This is a genomic window from uncultured Fibrobacter sp., assembly GCF_947166265.1.
In the GTDB taxonomy this organism is placed as follows: domain Bacteria; phylum Fibrobacterota; class Fibrobacteria; order Fibrobacterales; family Fibrobacteraceae; genus Fibrobacter.
Genome location: NZ_CAMVDO010000006.1, coordinates 112,042 through 128,813 on the forward strand (window position 1 = coordinate 112,042; position 16,772 = coordinate 128,813).

Genomic DNA, 16,772 nt, shown 5'->3' on the forward strand with positions numbered 1-16,772 from the left:
AGACAAGAATATATCTTCAAAATACAGGTTTGATTTTACCCGCGACGTTGATGGGTTGTCGCAAGGTATCGGACTTGGGTGTTTAGACTCGGTGTAGTCCTTTTCTCTCGGGGACGCGCCGAGTCTTTTTTTATTTCTTTTCGATAAGTTCCAGAGCGAGTTTCTTCATTCCGTTGAAGTCCCACTTGCCCGATCCGAGCTTTGGAATCTGATCGACGTTGAATACGGCACCCGGCTGCATAAGCGGCGGAATGCCCGACTTGCGAAGTGCACGGGAAATTTCTTCGGGATCGCCGTCCTTCACCAAAAGGACGATTCGTTCGCCCTTCGCGGAATCGGGAACGGCTGTCACGGCGAATTCGTGTTCTCCCATAATTCCGGATTCGGCAATGCGGAACTCCACGGCGGTGAGAGAAATCATTTCGCCACCGAGCTTGGCAAAGCGGCTGTAGCGGCCGAGAATCTGTACAAAGCCATCCGGGGTAATCTTGCACTTGTCACCCGTCTTGTACCAGCGGCGACCATCGATTTCAAGGACGACGTTGTCGGTCTTTTTCTTGTCCTTGAGGTAGCCTTTCATCACCTGAGGCCCGGTAACCACCAACATGCCTTCTTCGCCGTTGGCCAAGAATTCGTTAGTCTCGGGGTCGATGATTGCGCACACAGAACCCGGCACCGACATGCCGATGCTCGAGGTATCGCTGCATTTTTCCATGGTCAAGAAATCGTCCAGCAGTACGTTCGGGGCGTTGAGGGTTGCAAGTGGTGTAAGTTCGGTGCACCCATAGCCTTCGTAAACATCCTTGCCGAACTTGAGCTTGAAGGTCTCGCGCATTTCGGGGCGGAGCTTTTCGGCGCCTGCGATAATGTAGCGCAGAGAATCCAAGCACATGGGGTGAACCCAGCGGTTAATGGCAATGGCGCGCAGGAATGTGGGCGTACCCATCATGATGGTGGTCTTGTACTGGGCGCACACGCGGGCAAGCGTCTTGATGTCCGTCGGATCAGGGCAGAGCACCATAGGCACACCGTCCAAAAGCGGCATCATATAAGTCATGGTAAAACCGAACGAATGGAACAGCGGGAGTAACGATGTCATTACGTCGGTACGACGAAGCTTGATAATGTGGTCGCCTTGCTGGGCATTCGAAATCACGTTCTTGTGGGTGAGTTCAACACCCTTCGGCGTACCTTCGGACCCCGAACTGAAGAGGATGACGGCGTCGTCGTTCAGGTTTGCCGAAGTAAACCACAAGCGGCGCAGAATCGCAGCCGGACAGAAATGGATGATGAATGCCGAAACAAAGCGGCAGATGGTAGACATCTTGGCTTCTTCTTCGTCCAGGTAAATCATCTGGCACTTGTCGGCGATTTGTGCGAAGGCGGCGTTCTTTCCGCAGAGCTTGTCGAAGAAGGCGTGTGTCGTGACGACGGTGGTGAGGTCGGCTTTTTCGATGCAGCCCAAAATCGTGTCGACCGGGGCGGAGTAGTTCAGGTTCACCGTCGTCTTGCCGGTGCCGAGAATCGACATAATGCCAAGGGCCGCATCGCGGCTGGTGGGGAGCATAAAGCCCACGTGGCAGTCGTTTTTAGCGGCAGACTTGATGATTTTGCCGAAATAGTGGCACAGGCGAATCATGCCGTAGCCGTTCACGTGGTTGCCTGCCGGGTCAATCAAAATGACGCGGGAACGGCGCTTGCGCATGGCCTTGAACCACAGCGGAACAATGGAAGCGGAACAGTCCATGGCGGCGTTCCAGATGTCGGTGTCCAGAAGTTCGAGGTCGTGGCGGATATCCTTTTCGGTGGCGCTTGTCGGGAGTGGTTTCGAAAAACCGACGCTGATGACGCGGTTGAAGGACTGCGGACGGTTCACGCATTCGCTTGCGTGGCTGTAGCGGCTGCCCCAGAGCCCCTGGATGTAGAACGGAATGATCTGGGCTTCGGTGCCTTCGATAGCCTTGGAGTAGTCGAGCGAGAAGGTGGATACGAACGGGGTCTTGGAGACTTCGCCTTCGGGGAAGATGACGACCGCTTCTCCGTTCAGGAGCGCCTTGTGGATTTCTTCCATGGCGGGTGCCGGGTCGCGGCGGTTGATGCTAATTAGGAACTTGCCGTGGAAAAGCCAGCGCTGGTACCAGTCGGCAAAGGTGTTGCGGTTGCTTGCAATGCGGAGTGGTCTAGGAGATGCAATCTGGAGAACTGCCCAGTCGATAAAGCTGAAGTGCGGACCCACGAGAAGTACCGGACCGCTTTCGGGAATGTTCTGGACGCCCATCACCTTGACGCGATAGCGGAACACGAAGGCGAATGCAAAACGGAGTGCTGCGCGCAAAAGGGCCATCGGGTTGTTCTTGAGGTTTGCGATAAAGCAAATCGCAAGAATGACCGCGAGAATCATGAAACAGTAGTCGAGCGTAATCGGCGTAAAGATAAGGAGCAATGTCTGACCACCCATGATGAGTACGAGAACGGCCATCTGGATGCAGTTTGCAACAGCGTGGATGCGGCCTGCCGTATCGGGGCGGGTGTAGCTCTGAATGACGGTTCGCAAGATGACGAATGCGCAGCCGGCGCTCCAGCCGATGATACCGTAAAGGATTGCCTGCAACCAGGCGTTATGCACGAACGGGAGGGCGAACATGGTGATGGCGGATGCTGCCGCAGCAAACGGGATGAGGCCGGTTTCGACGAAGCCCTTCGATGCCTTGCTAGCCGAGAACGCTCCAATGACATAGCCGATAGTTACGATGAACATCGAAACGGGAATGACGGCGGTGTTCAGCATGTCAGTCATGTTCTGGATAAGAATCAAGAAAATCTGCGTGACTCCCCAAAAGGCGGCAAGACCAAGAATTGAAAGGCGTATAATCGGATGGCTCCAGGTGGCCGAAAAATTACGCATGGGCGAACGCATCTTGAGGTTGTCGTGCCTTTCACCGACCTTGATGCAAAAGCCTGCAATGGTTGTCACGACGCTTAGGCCTAGATAAATCCATAGGGTAAGGTCAATGCTTACGGGGGCGTCGGGTCGACCCGAGAGTCCCATGGCAAAGAAGGCTGCTGCAGCGGTACCGAGTACTGAAAGCGCCATGTACCAGGAGTTCACCTTCACGAGGTCTTCGCTTTCGACCATCTCTTTCATGATGCCGAGCTTGGCCGGGCTGAGCACGGCAAGGAAAATTCCATACAGGCCAAGGAGACCGTAGGCGACCCATTCGGCGCCAGCCACGTAGCAGACAACAACGGCAATCACCGAGGCAAGCATCCCCACAGAGCACCATGCCATGACGCGGCCCTTGTGAAAACGGCCTGCAAAGTAGCTCGCAGCAGGGATCATAAAGATGCTGGGCGCAAAAATGGCCACTTGCAACAGCATGCTGCGCCACCAGAAGGCGGACCCTTCGAACGAGAACGAGAGCCATCGCTGAAAGTGGACGAACAGGCCCATTTGCACAAAAATGCTACAGAAAACAAAAATCAGGTACGCAATGGAACTCTGGTACTTGGTCAGTTTCATAAATCCTCAAAACTATTTCTTCTTGAACACCTTGTAAAAGCAGAAGGTGCACATCCCGATAATGCTTGCCCACGAGAGCACCATAAAAATCAGGCCGCTAGTAGAAAATTCCATGTTATGCCTCCTCATTGTCGGAATCGCCGACGGTCATGTTCTGCTTGTGAAGAATGGTGGTTTTTCGGGCAGGGCCGTTTTTTTTCCAGGCGTAGTAGATGGCAATGTTCAAAAGCACCACGAGGGCGAGCAGGAATCCGCGAACGCCCCAGGTAAAGCCAATCTGCGAGAATTCGCTACCGAGGAATGTGACCTTGGCGTCGGCCGGAACGTTGCTTAACAGAAGTACGCCCATGCCATCGTGAATAATCCAGGCGACCAGCACGACTGCCAGGTAAATCGGGCACACGTACATAATGATCGGCCTAAAGAATCGGGGGAGTTTCAAGGCGGCACCGTCGTTCATCAAGGCGAAAGCTTCGCATTCCGGCTTGCCGTCTTCGCCAATCACGTCGGATTTGCGGCGACCGAGTACGAACGAGAAAATGAACGCCTGAATCGTGCCGAGAACCACGAGCAAGAAGCTTCCGCCCCAGAAGTCGAGCTCATCGACCGCGCCTGCGGCAAGGCCGAAAATACCCACAAGGCCTCCCAAGAAGGTCACGGTACCGGTGGCGGTAATGGAGCCCTTGCGGCTAAACTTCAGGTCGTCTTCGCAGAAACTGATCAGCGGCTGGATAATCGAAATGGCGCTAGTGACGCCCGCGATAAAGAGCATTGCAAACCACAGCGTCTGGAAGAATCCGCCGAACGGCAGCTGGCCGAACACGAACGGCATAGTCTGGAAGCCGAGGCCGAAGGTGCCGAGTTTTGCACATTCTTCAATGTTGTTGCCGGCAATGAGTACGGCCATCGGAATCACGATGGTACCACCAAGAATGATTTCGGCAAAGCCGTTGGTGGCGCCCGCAGTCAAAGACGAAAGCACCAGGTCTTCCTTGGGCTTCAGGTAGCTTGCGTAGCAGAAGACGATGCCCATACCGAGGCTCATGGTAAAGAACACCTGGCCGGAGGCGGCAAGCCAAACGGCGGGGTTAAGAATTTCGGAAAGGTTCGGGTTCCACACGAAGGCAAGACCCTTACCGATGTCGGTAATCGTAAGTACGCGCACCACGAGGATAATGCCCATGATCAAGAGAATCGGCATGGTAATCTTGTTCACGCGCTCGATGCCCTTGCGCACGCCGAACGAAAGGAGTCCCATGTTGCAGGCGAAGGTGAGCAAGAAGAAGAGGATGGCTGCCGGAACCGGGCCAATCTTGGTGTTCAGCATGATGTAGTTGCCGAAGAATTCCTTCATCGGTTCGTAACCGCCGGCGACGACTTCCATCAGTTTGCCCGTGGCGGAGTAGTAGGTAAACGCCAGAATCCAGGACTGGATAAAGATGTAATAGAAGCTGATGAACAGGGGCGGGAGAAGACCGAGCGAACCGAGGTGCTTTGCCCAGGGCTTTTTGTTCAGAATATAGTGGAATCCACCCGGAGCGGTGCCGTGGTGCTTATTGCCGGCTGCGCGACCCAGAGTCCATTCCATCCAAGAAAGAGGAATGCCCAGGAGCAGGAAGGCGATGAGGTATGGAATAATGAATGCGCCGCCACCGTTTGTGGCTGCCTGTACCGGAAAACGCAAAAAGTTGCCAAGTCCGACGGCGGAACCTGCGACTGCAAGGATAACGCCAAGTTTCGAACCCCAGTTGTCTCTAGAGTTTTTCATTTTCTTATTCCTTTAAAAATTTGCGGGGGAAAATTTAGCATTTAGTTCTTGGATGCAATTCCCTTGAGAGCCTCTTCCATATATTTGCCGAAAAGTTTGGAGATGTTTTCTGCCGTAGTTCTCGGTTCACGGTCGTTCATGCTCATTTTTTGGTCGAATATCTTTTCCCAAAGGGCTTCTTCGCTATTCGTGCTCTTGAAGGTCAGCTGGAGGGCGAGGTGGGCATATTGGCTGCTGCCTTCGTCCACTTCTTCGATAGCGACAATGTTTCCGAGGAACTCATAGTCGGGCTTGCCGTTAGGTTTGGTCTCGACGGATTTGAACAGTTCGCTCTTGTTCAGGTACTCGCTTGCGACTTGAGTCATCATCTGTTCGGGGCGGCTAGCCCACAGGTCCAGGTCGTAGAACATGAAGTCGTAGGCGGATTCGCGGTAGACGATGTTTGCACGCTGGTAGGCGGGCTCGATGGTGAACTTGCGCACTTGCAGGCGCTTGTCCTTGAAAGTGCCGGATGACGGCATCTGAACGTTTTCGACCGCGAGGGTGTAGTAGCGCGTGGGCTCCGTATCACCGCCGCCGAGGCATGCCGTGAGAGATAGTGCGAAACAGCATAAAATTGATGCGAGAAAAATGGATCTATAATTCATTATACAATCCTTTCGTCAAAAAATGAAAGCGTGGCCGGGCGGGGGAGGGGTGCAGGGGAGTGGGGCTGGCGGCCTTCGCAACTATGAGCGCGGGCCCCCTCCCCGCTAGATGCATTAAACTTATTTATCATAATTGTTTTTTCTTCTTTTTTTCAAAAAACTACTTCCTCCGGCTCTTGTTTTCTGAACGAATCAGTACCGACGGATTGTTCTTGATTTTCTGTGTAAATTCTTCGAGGTTTTCAAGTACGGCGTTGAGTTCCACGACGGCATCCCCGACCTGATCCTGGTTCTTGTAAACCACCTGGTCGAGCCGCTGCGTGAGCTGGTTGACAGATTCCATCGCTTGCGTAAGGTTCTCGTTCATCGCCTTCGTGTCGATTGCGTCGAGCTTTTCCTTGAGAATGTCGAGGTTTTCGCCCGCCTTGGAGGCGATTTTCGCATCTTCGATTTCGGCAAGAACGTTTTTCATCGAAGAAGCCGCGCTAGAAATGTTGTTTATGGGTGTGTAGAGGTCCTGCGACATCTTGTTCAGCCGCAGGGTCAGCTTGTTCAGGTTTTCAGTTGCGCCTTCAAAGTTTTTGATGGCGTTGCTGATGTTTTCGGTATTTTCTGCCGAGAATACATGGTTCAGGTTGGTGACCAAGGAGTCGACATGTCCTACGATGGAGCTTGCCTGCGAGGCGATTCCGTCAAGCGAAGATTCTTCTGCTGGTATAAAGCCGCCTTCCGGAACATCGGGTTCGTCGAACTTCCCGCCCGAAAGAACAATCTGCTTTTCACCCGTCAGGGAAATCCCGTGAGTCATGCCTGCGCGTGTTCCCCTCTTGATGGGGGTTCCCTTGTCGACACGGAAACGCACGACGACCTGGTTCAGGTTTGTAGAGTCGATGTGTATGTCTGTTACGCTACCGACCTTGATGCCGTTCAGCATCACATGCGCTTCGCCATATAGGCCGATGACCGACTTGTTGAAAATGGTATAGTAGTTGTCGTACTCCCGTGTCAGGTAGCTCGAAAGCACGTAGCCCAGAAATACAAGGATGAGAACCCCGCAAAAAAGCATGAATGCGCCGATTCTGATGCGCTCTCTTCGTGTGGTTTCCATAGTTACTCCGAATCAGTCGATAAAGTCAAAGTGGTAATATTCGTTGTTGTCAGGCTCTTTGGGACATTCTCTGTTAAAGAAAGTCTTCAAAATGGGGTCTTCGCTTTCCAGACCTTGCTTGAGAGTCCCGTCCATATACACGTAGCCGTTTTCAAGGTAAATGAAACGGTCGCAGATAATCTTGATGCTTTCGAGTTCGTGGCTTACGATAACCATCGAAATGCCCAGCGTATCGCGAAGTTCTAGCAGAAGTTCGTCTAGCGAGCGGGCGGTCAACGGGTCAAGGCCGGTTGAGGGTTCGTCGCAGAACAGGAGTTCTGGCTTTAAGGCAATTGCGCGGGCGAGGGCCGCTCGTCTTTGCATACCGCCCGAAAGTTCCGACGGGTACTTGTGGAACGCATGTAGCAGGTGGACCTTTTCGAGTCTGTCTGCGACAATGGCTTCCATCTGGCTCTTGGGCATGTAGGGCATACTGCGGATAAGCGGAAGCATTGCGTTTTCGGCAACGGTCAGGTCCGAAAGGAGAGCGCCGTTCTGGAACAGGACTCCGGTACGCATACGGGTGGTGTAGTCAAGTCCACTCTTGGCAGGGAAAGTTTTCCCGAAGTAGGTGATGGTTCCGCTTTCGGCCTTGTAAAGCTTGAGGATGTTGTTCATGAGGGTTGACTTGCCACAGCCCGAACTTCCAAGAATCATGCGAATTTCGCCCCTTCTAACGTCGAAGGAAATATCGTGCAGGACAGTCTTTCCCTTGTAACCGGCTTTTAGGTGATCTACTTTGAGTGTAATGTCTTCCATGTTTCTCCTAGTAGAATGCGAAACTGAACGCGCAGTCGGCGACAATGATGCTGGAAATCGAAATGACGACGCTAGAAGTTGTCGCTTGGCCGACTGCTTCGGCGCCACCGGTCGCGTTCATCCCCCTATTGCATGCAATCAGCGTGACAAGCCAACCGAATACGATGGACTTGATCGTGCTTTTTAGGAACAGTAGGGGCGGAATGCCTTCGCGAATTTCTTGCATGTAGTTCATGAACGTGATGTCGAAGAAGAAAAATGCGATAACGAAACCGGCGAGGCAACCGGCGATGGCAGAACAGAACGAAAGAATCGGTGTGCAGATAGTCATGGCGACAAAACGCGGAACTACCAGGTATTGTACCGGCGAAATGGCCATGGTCTTGATGGCCTTGATCTCTTCGCAGACGGACATGTTCGCAATTTCCGCGGCGATAGAGCTGCCCGAGCGCCCTGCCAAGATAATGGTCGTGAGAAGGGGGCTGATTTCTGCGAAGATGAGATATCCCAGTCCCGAGGCGAGGTAGGAACCGCCACCGACAGCCTTAAGCATAAAGGAGCTCTGGAGTGCCATGGTAAAGCAGATAAGACCCACCATCAAAAAGCAGATGCCCATGGCTTCGGCGCCAAGGCGGTAAATTTGCTTTGCGTTACCGCCGAACTTGCTTTTCGCCTTGTCAAAACGTCCGTAAATGGTCCAGTAGACGCATGTGTTCAAGAGAATGAAAATCTTTGCGACACTGACTGCCGCAACAATTGTCTTTTCTCCAAGGTCTTCGAGGAAGTTTTTCTTGACTTTGACTTTTACGGGGACTTTCTGCTTTTTAAGGTGTTGCAGGTGCGTCTTGATATCATTGTTAAAGTGGGCGAGCGTAAGCTTGTTCCCGGTCTTTTCGCTAGTTTCTGCAAGAAGTGCGAAAAAGGCGTCTCCGCTGTAGTCCATGTAGGTCAAGTTAGAACCATCTACGCAAAGTTCGCCTGCGTTGAGCTGCTTTATGCAATCGTACAGCAAATTTTTGCTGTTGGCCGCAGTCAGTTTTTCGGGAAGTGTGATGGTCTTTCTTTCCATATAGGTGTAAATTTAGAAAAATAAGAAAAAAATTACATTGCGGATTTTATAATTTTAGGATGAACAGCGATAAATAGATAATGATGGGTGAAATTGACTTGACTAATGGGCCGGTTTCGGCGATTACCGACGGCCTCGATAATGAACAGAGGCTCGCTGTAGAGACTACTGAAGGCTATATTCGCGTGATTGCGGGGGCGGGTTCCGGCAAGACTCGGACGCTTACGCACCGTTACCTGTACCTGGCCAAGGAACTGGGAATTTCGCCGTCGAACATCTTGTGTGCGACTTTTTCGAATAAGGCCGCCTTCGAGATGAAAAAGCGAATCCGCACCATGCTGAAGGGCGACGATTCGGGCTACATTTCGACTTTCCACAGTTTTTGCGTGCGGCTTTTGCGCGAAGATATTCATGTGCTCCAGTTTCCCAAGGAATTTCTGGTGCTCGACGAAGAAGACCAGAAGTCGCTGGTGAAAAAGGCCTACGTTGAACTCGGCTATTCGCTTAAGGATTTGCGCATCAGTAGTGCCATCGACTTTATCGGTGGGCGCAAGGCGAATGATATTTCGTATGTGGAATGGTTTGCGGGGCATGATTCGGCTTCGGCAAACGATGACCTGCTCAAAATGGTGGAGAACGCTCCTGACAAGTGGCACAAGGTCTATTATCGCTACCTTTACGAGCAGAAAAAGAATTTTGCGCTCGATTTTGACGACCTGATTCTGGTGACCCTGTACATTTTACAGCATTATCCCGAAAAGCTCAAGAAATGGAGCGAGCGCATGATGTACGTGATGGTCGATGAGTTCCAGGACATTGACCTGCAGCAGTACCAGCTCGCCGAACTCCTTTCGAGCTACCACCATAATTTGTTCGTGGTGGGGGACCCTGACCAGACGATTTACGGCTGGCGCGGTGCCGATGTGAACCGCATCTTGGAATTTGACAAGGTGCATAAGGACGCGAAAACGATCCTTTTGCAGAACAATTACCGCAGTACGCCGAGCATCTTGAAACTCCCCGATGCGGTTATCAGGAACAACGAGTTCCGTATCGAGAAGGTGCTGCGCCCCATGCGTAGCGGCGGAAAGACGCCCGTGTTCTGCCACGCGAAAAATACCCGCGAAGAGGCTTCGTGGATTGTCGAGAACATCGAGGAAGCGATTGCGAACGGGGTCGCGAAAAAGGATATTGCTGTGCTTTACCGCATGCACGCGCAGTCGCGCTCTGTCGAAGAGGCGCTGATGACAGCCGATATCCCGTACAAGGTCTATAGCGGCGTGGGCTTTTACCAGCGGGCAGAAATCAAGGATGCCATTTGCTACTTGCGCATGCTGGTGTACGGCGACGATATGGCTTTCTTGCGTACGGTGAATACGCCTAAGCGGCAGTTCGGTCCGAAAAAGGTGGCTGCGCTCGCGGCCTTGGCCGATGAACAGGGAATGTCTCTGTATGAAACCTTGCTGCAGATATGTTCTGTGGCGGGAGCTTTGCCGCTTGCCCAGGCGAAGGATGCGGCGGTTGCGAAACCCTTTGCGCTGAGTGCGGAGCAGTGCAAGGCGTTCCTCGCAAAAAGCAAGGTGGGGGAGTATGTGTCGCTCATTGAAAAGTTCCGTTTCAAGTACCGCGACATGCCCATTACCGAGGTGTTTACGCGACTGATGCGCGAATCCCGTTACGAAGAAATGCTGCGCCTCGATGGCGACGAAAACCGCCTCGACAACCTCGCGGAACTCAAGCAGGGATTGCTCGAATTCGAGAATCTGCTCGAAGAAGATGCGACGCTCGACGAGTTCTTGCAGAACATTGTGCTGTTTACGAATGCCGACGAGAACGACGGCGACCGTGACCGTGTGCAGCTGATGACAATCCACAATTCCAAGGGGCTGGAATTCCCCTACGTGTTCGTTTGTGGAATGAACGAGGGCTTTTTCCCGATCAAGCGCATCGAGAATAAGATGCAACTCGAAGAGGAACGCCGCCTTGCGTATGTGGCGCTCACTCGCGCCGAAAATGTGCTGTTCCTGAGTGATGCCGAAGATGGAGTCGGCGAAGAATCGAGCCGGTACCCGTCGCGGTTCCTGCTCGAAATGGACATGACTGATCTCCACGTGGTTCGCGGCGTTTCCGAGAAATTGCTACAGGAGGCTCGCGCCTACATCGCCGAATCCGACCGCAACCGCGAACTTTTCAGCGACGAAACTCTAGGCCTCGTGAAAAAGGCCCCTGTCGCGGAATTTACCGTGGGCGACCGCGTTTTCCACCGCATTATGGGCTTCGGGAGCGTCGCCAAGGTCGACGAACAGGCCCTCTGCTACCAGATTAAATTCGACAAGATTGAAACCCCGCGTGCCATCCAGTTCGACTTCCCGCTTAAGCGGGTGATGGAAGAATTGTCCTAACTTTTACATTTTGTCCGGCTTGTCAACATCAGCCATTCCGACTTCAATGATGCAAGAAAGAACCCCGTTGCCAGGGTTCTTTGTTACATTTGGTAATTATCTAGCCTGTCGCTAGTCCTTTTCCACTTCCATGCACGCAGGGAACACGCAAGGGCTTGATTCCAGCAGGCTCGCGGTTTGCTTCAGCGCAATAATCTTGACTGCGGGAGTGGAATACTCCTTCTTTTGCCTTACCGTTTCCGTGTTATGCATAGAAATCCTTGGGGCTGTCAGCCTGACCCATTTCTTCCATGCAGCCTCCGCTACATTCGAGAAGGCTAGGCCGATATTGAATTTCGATGACCTCGATGGTCGGGACAGTGTAGGGTTTCTTATTTTGTTCGTTATTCATTCGCATTCTCCTACTACTTAACAATCTCTATTTTACCGTTGTGCAGATAGCGTCCCTTCACGCTGGGCTTGCCATTGAGTACGCGGCCCTGCAAGTCAAACCAACGGTCAACCGAGCGGCTGTTCAAGCGGATTTCGCCCGTACGGGTGTTGATCTTACCGATGACAGTCGTGCTGCCGTCCTTGTCCACGATTTCGACATCGAGAGCCTCGGGAATGGAGCTCACACTCGGCGCCGAGAAACTTCGCGATTCGTATTGCGGCATCGGGGCATTCTTCTGGGAGTCTCCGTCGTTTTCATCGCCATTTTCAACCGGCCTGTAAACGAGATAACCTCGCATAGGCAGGATGTAGGACTTGGAGCTCGTCCACCTGAACTGTCCTACCTTGAGACCGTCGGCCTGGTCCTTGGCGACAAAGTCGTAAGACTTTCCGATTAGGTGTGTGGAGTCATTGGCGAAGTCGAAGTAGTGCTACGTGCCGCGGAACTCCCACTGAACACCTTCCTTTTTGAAACCGTAGGGATGCTTTTCGCTAGTATTGAGAGTGACTGGTTCTTTGAAGGTGAGCTTCGTGGCAGTGGGTTGCAGCAGGTAGGGCGTATTTGCCTCAATTTTGTCAGTAACCTTGGCAATATGGACGAGGCCCCAAATGGTGTCGTTGCCAACAATTTTGACATCAATGTCATGAATCTTGTAAAAAACGGCACCTTCAACTGAACCCGCTGCAATTCCAAACGGGAGCACAATGGTGGAATACTTGTCCACTGTGAACGTACGATTGAATTCAACCGAAACGTTCTCGATGTCTTTGGGGATATTTACAGTACCTTCGCCCTTGTACTCGCCGTTGATTTCGGCTCGCTTGCCGTTTTCGTCTTCGAAAACTTGGATTGCAGCGAAAGTGGTTTTCTTAGTTTCAACGGTTAGCGTTCCACTTACGAAATTGATTTCGTAATTATCCGCAGTCAAACCGCCCGGCGTAATGGTATATTCGCCAGTCTTGTTCCCCTTCTTGTAGTTGTATCCATAAGTCAGTGTTCCGCCCAAAACAGATGCATCATCCGAGCCCAAGAAGCCGTTGTATTCAACACCGTCATTCGCAGGCTCATCACCGTAGACAATGGTTTTGTCCTTGGCGGTGATTGTCAAGGGAGCCTTGGTAATTTCAAAAGTCTTCGAAATGGAGCCGGGGTAGTCGCCCATGCCGGTGATGGTCATGTTGGCGGTTCCGGCCGATACGTTGTCAGCACATTCGACCGTATAATCGGTACCAAGGATGAGCGTTGTTTCGCCGTCTTTCACGGAAATTTCGGGACAAATCTCAGAACCAGAGTAAGTCTGGTCGGGGATGGTGGCGATAGTGATATCTGAATGAGTGAGGAGTTTAATAATTCTAAATGTCTTCTCCACATAGCCCAGCGATGAATAGTCGCCTTGGAAGGTGGCTCTTACGGTCGCCGTGCCAGCATTCGTATTATTCATGTAAGAATATACATAGTCCGTGCCTTTGGTGAGGTTGAGCGAGCCGGCTATGACGAGCGGCTCGGGGGTGATTTCGCTGCCTGTGTAGGTCTGGTCGGGCACGACATCTATCTGACCGGCGGTTTTCAGAATAGATACATTCCACCTGCCGTTGCCGGCATCGGTCATCGTGATGTCGTAGTAGCCTGCCGGGGCCACACTTTCAAGGCTGAATTTTGTATTCATCCCCGATTCATAGAATGCCCCTGTGCCACCGGAATAGGGGATGTTCGCTTGGTATGTGTTGTTGTCTAAAAAGAATTTGCTGTAGCTGTTTACTGCATATTTCCGAATCTGACACGACCAACCCTGCTGAAGATTTACAGTGGTCAAGCCGTCGTATATGGTTTCTACGACTTCGCTGTACGGACCATCTGTTAAAAACCTCCACTCGAACTCTGTTGTGCCGTGAGTACCTTGTTCAAACACTGCACTAACTGTCACATTGCCCTTGGGCATCAGGAAAGTATTACTAGTTGATGAAACATCATTGTTTTCAGCATCCTTTACAACAAGGCGGCTTAACCTGTATCCAAAATCAGGCGTGGTGGTTATCGTCACCATTTCCATATACTTAGCCGTAGTAGCACCCGTCAACGTACCGTGCTCGATACCGTCCGCAATGGTGATGGTGTAGTCGGTATCGTCTTTCGGTACGATAACACGGCGGTTGCCGTCCTCGTTGATAGTAAAGTAGTCGCTGGCGATTGAGGTCACATCAGTCTCACCGTGTTTGTATGTTACGCTCTGGCTGATGCTCGATGCCTCCACGAGGTCGATGCCTGTGGTGATTGTCACCATACCGACAACAGTGTTGCCATAGGAATAAGCACCACCTTTTCCGATACCGCTGCCTGGAAAGTATTGATTTGTTCCTCCTATTGCGGTTACCGTTCCGCCCTTGATGGTGATGTTTCCGATTGTAGCCGTATGATTAGCATCATCACCAAAACTTAAGCCCGTACCGATACCAGCTCCCATGCCATTGCCGGTTGCCGTGATGTTTCCGCCCTCGATGACAATATCGCCACCCGTAGCGTTAACATCCCACGCACTGCTCAGACCGATGCCTGCGGAATTATCAGCACCGTTTGCCGTCAGCGAGCCGTTGCCCTTGATGGTGAGCGTAGTGCCTGAACCGCCGACCTGAATGCCCGCCATATTTGTTGCTCCACTCACGCTGTTCGTGCCGACGAGGGTAATCTCCGCTGTTCCAGAGCATACGATGCCGCCGCTGATGGTAACATCGCTTAGCGTAATCTTTGCTCCGTTGGCAATCGTCACCGTGCCTGATGTCAAACCTGTCAGCACGTCACCGTTCTGTGCCTCATAGCTCTCGCTGCCGGAAAGAGTCTTGTTTGTTGCCCATGCACTTGATACAAGAGCGGTAAAGAGTAACATCGCAAGAAATTTGAAACTTTTCATATTCTCTCCAACGAAAAATGATATCGTAAAAATAGATAAAATGTAACTGTTTTTTACAAATGTTAAAAACTGCATACAGATTATTATAGGGGTGTAATCCGGTCAAATTCATCAAGTTCGTCAGCGAAATAACCAAGAAAGTCGATGTTTTTGACAATATTTCGTGTTTATGCACTTGTAAATGCAAAATATCTAGTTTTTATGTGTTTGTAAATGCAGAATATTGACTTTTTGCCAAGAATGAAGTATATTTAAACCATGAACGGCAAAATTTCAAGAATTATCGCAGAGGATGTTTCCCGCAAGTTTTTTAAGGGTAAGGTTATCGTTGTTTACGGTCCGAGGCAGAGCGGCAAGACGACCCTTATCAAGGAACTGCTGCGAGAAATGGCTGTTTCGCCCGTATTTTTGAATGGCGACGATGATTTGGATGTCCATTATTTTGATACGGTGACGGCCAGTCGCTGGACTCAGTTGATGGGCGAAAAGAAGGTTGTTTTTATCGACGAAGGTCAAAAGATTCAGAACCTGGGGCGTGCGGTAAAGTTGCTTGTAGATTCCCGCGACGATGTTCAAGTGGTGATTACCGGGTCAAGTTCGTTCACCTTGGCAAATTCCGTGGAAGAACCCTTGACTGGGCGCAAATTTGAATACAGGTTGTTTCCGTTGAGTTATGCGGAACTTGCTAAGCACTTTGGATTTTTGGAAGAATCGAAAAAATTGGAGCTGCGCCTTATTTACGGGAGCTATCCCGAAGTCGTGACAAACGAGGATGGTGTCAAAGAAACGCTCAAGATGCTTGCGGACAGCTACCTGTATCGTGATTTGATGCAGTACGAAGGAATTCGAAAACCAGCGGTGCTTGAAAAATTGCTGCGAGCGGTGGCCCTGCAGGTGGGCAGCGAAGTCTCTTATAACGAATTAGCCGGACTCATCGGTGTATCGCGAACACTTGTGGAATCATATCTGAAAATATTGGAGCAGGCGTTTATCATTTTCCCGCTGACATCGTATTCGAACAACTTGCGCAACGAAATCAAGAAAGGCGTAAAGTATTACTTCTGGGATAACGGAATCCGCAATGCCGTACTGAACGATTTTACGCCCGTGCCGCAAAGGAACGATATCGGGGCACTTTGGGAAAACTACGCCATCAGTGAACGCATGAAAAGGAACGCCTACGGCCGTGCAGATGGGCTCCCTTATTTTTGGCGGACAACCGACCAGATAGAAGTCGATTACCTCGAAGTCTGCGGCTCAAAAATCAAGGCGTTCGAATTCAAGTGGAACCCCAAAAAGAAAAGCCGCGTCACCAAAGCGTTTACCAACCGATACCCTGATGCAGAGGTGGAAACCATTACGCCGGAGAATTTTGGGGAATGGGTGGGGAACGGTATATTCTGAATCCTTACGAAATATCACTTTTTTAGCCACTTTCGTAAAGGATTAGAAATTGAAATGTTGCGAAATAGATGCTCATATGTAGTTTATTCTTTTATTAAAGCCACTTTTCCATCTTTTTTTTCTTCCCAATCAGGCTTTTTTCCCCCAACGGGTTTTGAAAAATATGTTCGCCCACAAAATTGTTTTTCTAAACTTATTAAACCTTGAACATCCCCTACATTAACCTGATTTGTTTGAATCTGCCCTCCAATTTTTTTGTATAGCTCAAAATTCGCTTGAACAGCCGCTCGGCAGGTCGCTGGTTTGATTTGCAGGGCCGCGTGCTTAATGGTAAGCCTGTCGTGAAGGGCAAGTATCTCCACAACGGAAAAGTAGAAGTAATTAAGTAGGAGCTTGCAATGAACCGTAAATTTGAAAAGAAATATTATATAGCTCCTGCTATAAAGGTGGTAGAACTCCGTCGTCAGGAAAATCTGCTACAATGCAGTAAGTGTAATCTTGAAGAATTGGGCTTGGCTGACCGCCCCAAGGAATTCTTGGGGTAGGTGTTACCGTAGGTTGTCCTCAAAGTTTCCAAAATCGCAAAATACTGAAGTGTGAAATCTTGCCAAAAACGCAAGGTATTGTATTTCAAAAAATTGAACTCACAAGATATCCTTGTGAGTTGTTTTTGTAAAAAGAAATAAATTTTTCGGGGAAATGGGGGGTGAGTGCTTCA

At 50.9% G+C, this 16,772-nt stretch carries 14 protein-coding genes; 3 read left to right on the forward strand and 11 right to left on the reverse strand.

Going from position 1 to position 16,772, the window contains the following annotated elements:
* Nucleotides 1–130 precede the first annotated feature (130 nt).
* The 6 genes from Q0W37_RS05015 to Q0W37_RS05040 all read right to left on the reverse strand — a co-directional run bounded on the left by Q0W37_RS05015 (nucleotide 131) and on the right by Q0W37_RS05040 (nucleotide 8,910).
* Nucleotides 131–3,520, reverse strand: coding sequence for an MFS transporter (locus Q0W37_RS05015; RefSeq protein ID WP_297699355.1), 3,390 nt, complete (start codon nucleotides 3,518–3,520; stop codon nucleotides 131–133).
* Nucleotides 3,521–3,635: 115 nt separating this feature from the next.
* Entirely contained in the window at nucleotides 3,636–5,288 is a 1,653-nt protein-coding gene (locus Q0W37_RS05020) for a sodium:calcium symporter (RefSeq protein WP_297699357.1), read from the reverse strand.
* 41 nt (nucleotides 5,289–5,329) lie between these two features.
* Nucleotides 5,330–5,935, reverse strand: a complete 606-nt coding sequence (locus Q0W37_RS05025; protein WP_297699358.1) for an ABC-type transport auxiliary lipoprotein family protein — start codon at nucleotides 5,933–5,935, stop codon at nucleotides 5,330–5,332.
* A 160-nt stretch (nucleotides 5,936–6,095) separates the two neighbouring features.
* The gene (locus tag Q0W37_RS05030; RefSeq protein ID WP_297699360.1) at nucleotides 6,096–7,043 is read right to left on the reverse strand and encodes an MlaD family protein; all 948 of its coding nucleotides are present in this window, start codon (nucleotides 7,041–7,043) and stop codon (nucleotides 6,096–6,098) included.
* 12 nt (nucleotides 7,044–7,055) lie between these two features.
* Nucleotides 7,056–7,841 carry an ABC transporter ATP-binding protein gene (locus Q0W37_RS05035; protein ID WP_297699362.1) on the reverse strand — a complete coding sequence of 262 codons (786 nt, stop codon included), beginning with the start codon at nucleotides 7,839–7,841 and terminating at the stop codon, nucleotides 7,056–7,058.
* 7 nt (nucleotides 7,842–7,848) lie between these two features.
* Nucleotides 7,849–8,910 carry an ABC transporter permease gene (locus tag Q0W37_RS05040; RefSeq protein WP_297699364.1) on the reverse strand — a complete coding sequence of 354 codons (1,062 nt, stop codon included), beginning with the start codon at nucleotides 8,908–8,910 and terminating at the stop codon, nucleotides 7,849–7,851.
* Nucleotides 8,911–8,990: 80 nt separating this feature from the next.
* Here Q0W37_RS05040 and Q0W37_RS05045 point away from each other — a divergent pair, with 80 nt between their 5' ends.
* Nucleotides 8,991–11,312, forward strand: a complete 2,322-nt coding sequence (locus Q0W37_RS05045; RefSeq protein ID WP_297699367.1) for an ATP-dependent helicase — start codon at nucleotides 8,991–8,993, stop codon at nucleotides 11,310–11,312.
* A 111-nt stretch (nucleotides 11,313–11,423) separates the two neighbouring features.
* Here Q0W37_RS05045 and Q0W37_RS05050 read toward each other — a convergent pair whose 3' ends face one another.
* The 4 genes from Q0W37_RS05050 to Q0W37_RS05065 form a co-directional block, all read right to left on the reverse strand.
* Nucleotides 11,424–11,564, reverse strand: a complete 141-nt coding sequence (locus Q0W37_RS05050) for a hypothetical protein (RefSeq protein WP_297699369.1) — start codon at nucleotides 11,562–11,564, stop codon at nucleotides 11,424–11,426.
* The gene (locus Q0W37_RS05055) at nucleotides 11,557–11,703 is read right to left on the reverse strand and encodes a hypothetical protein (RefSeq protein WP_297699371.1); all 147 of its coding nucleotides are present in this window, start codon (nucleotides 11,701–11,703) and stop codon (nucleotides 11,557–11,559) included. Before Q0W37_RS05055 ends, Q0W37_RS05050 begins: the two co-directional genes overlap by 8 nt.
* 13 nt (nucleotides 11,704–11,716) lie before the next feature.
* A complete protein-coding gene (locus Q0W37_RS05060; protein WP_297699373.1) occupies nucleotides 11,717–12,043 on the reverse strand; it encodes a hypothetical protein in 327 nt (108 codons plus the stop codon).
* Between the two features lie 132 nt (nucleotides 12,044–12,175).
* On the reverse strand, nucleotides 12,176–14,650 hold the full coding sequence (locus Q0W37_RS05065; RefSeq protein ID WP_297699375.1) for an MBG domain-containing protein: 2,475 nt from the start codon (nucleotides 14,648–14,650) through the stop codon (nucleotides 12,176–12,178).
* Between the two features lie 258 nt (nucleotides 14,651–14,908).
* Here Q0W37_RS05065 and Q0W37_RS05070 point away from each other — a divergent pair, with 258 nt between their 5' ends.
* A complete protein-coding gene (locus Q0W37_RS05070; RefSeq protein WP_297699377.1) occupies nucleotides 14,909–16,054 on the forward strand; it encodes an ATP-binding protein in 1,146 nt (381 codons plus the stop codon).
* Between the two features lie 83 nt (nucleotides 16,055–16,137).
* Here Q0W37_RS05070 and Q0W37_RS05075 read toward each other — a convergent pair whose 3' ends face one another.
* The gene (locus tag Q0W37_RS05075) at nucleotides 16,138–16,416 is read right to left on the reverse strand and encodes a hypothetical protein (RefSeq protein ID WP_297699379.1); all 279 of its coding nucleotides are present in this window, start codon (nucleotides 16,414–16,416) and stop codon (nucleotides 16,138–16,140) included.
* A 36-nt stretch (nucleotides 16,417–16,452) separates the two neighbouring features.
* Here Q0W37_RS05075 and Q0W37_RS05080 point away from each other — a divergent pair, with 36 nt between their 5' ends.
* Nucleotides 16,453–16,599: a hypothetical protein gene (locus Q0W37_RS05080; protein ID WP_297699381.1), complete on the forward strand. Its 147-nt coding sequence runs from the start codon at nucleotides 16,453–16,455 to the stop codon at nucleotides 16,597–16,599.
* The last annotated feature ends 173 nt before the right edge of the window (nucleotides 16,600–16,772 follow it).

Excerpts from the sequence above, each read along its gene's own strand:
- Q0W37_RS05060 (WP_297699373.1), bottom strand. The coding sequence starts at position 12,043 with ATGCGAGGTTATCTCGTTTACAGGCCGGTTGAAAATGGCGATGAAAAC.
- Q0W37_RS05015 (WP_297699355.1), bottom strand. The coding sequence starts at position 3,520 with ATGAAACTGACCAAGTACCAGAGTTCCATTGCGTACCTGATTTTTGTT.
- Q0W37_RS05045 (WP_297699367.1), top strand. The coding sequence starts at position 8,991 with ATGATGGGTGAAATTGACTTGACTAATGGGCCGGTTTCGGCGATTACC.
- Q0W37_RS05080 (WP_297699381.1), top strand. The coding sequence starts at position 16,453 with ATGAACCGTAAATTTGAAAAGAAATATTATATAGCTCCTGCTATAAAG.
- Q0W37_RS05050 (WP_297699369.1), bottom strand. The coding sequence starts at position 11,564 with ATGCATAACACGGAAACGGTAAGGCAAAAGAAGGAGTATTCCACTCCC.
- Q0W37_RS05025 (WP_297699358.1), bottom strand. The coding sequence starts at position 5,935 with ATGAATTATAGATCCATTTTTCTCGCATCAATTTTATGCTGTTTCGCA.
- Q0W37_RS05070 (WP_297699377.1), top strand. The coding sequence starts at position 14,909 with ATGAACGGCAAAATTTCAAGAATTATCGCAGAGGATGTTTCCCGCAAG.
- Q0W37_RS05035 (WP_297699362.1), bottom strand. The coding sequence starts at position 7,841 with ATGGAAGACATTACACTCAAAGTAGATCACCTAAAAGCCGGTTACAAG.
- Q0W37_RS05020 (WP_297699357.1), bottom strand. The coding sequence starts at position 5,288 with ATGAAAAACTCTAGAGACAACTGGGGTTCGAAACTTGGCGTTATCCTT.
- Q0W37_RS05030 (WP_297699360.1), bottom strand. The coding sequence starts at position 7,043 with ATGGAAACCACACGAAGAGAGCGCATCAGAATCGGCGCATTCATGCTT.
- Q0W37_RS05065 (WP_297699375.1), bottom strand. The coding sequence starts at position 14,650 with ATGAAAAGTTTCAAATTTCTTGCGATGTTACTCTTTACCGCTCTTGTA.
- Q0W37_RS05040 (WP_297699364.1), bottom strand. The coding sequence starts at position 8,910 with ATGGAAAGAAAGACCATCACACTTCCCGAAAAACTGACTGCGGCCAAC.
- Q0W37_RS05055 (WP_297699371.1), bottom strand. The coding sequence starts at position 11,703 with ATGAATAACGAACAAAATAAGAAACCCTACACTGTCCCGACCATCGAG.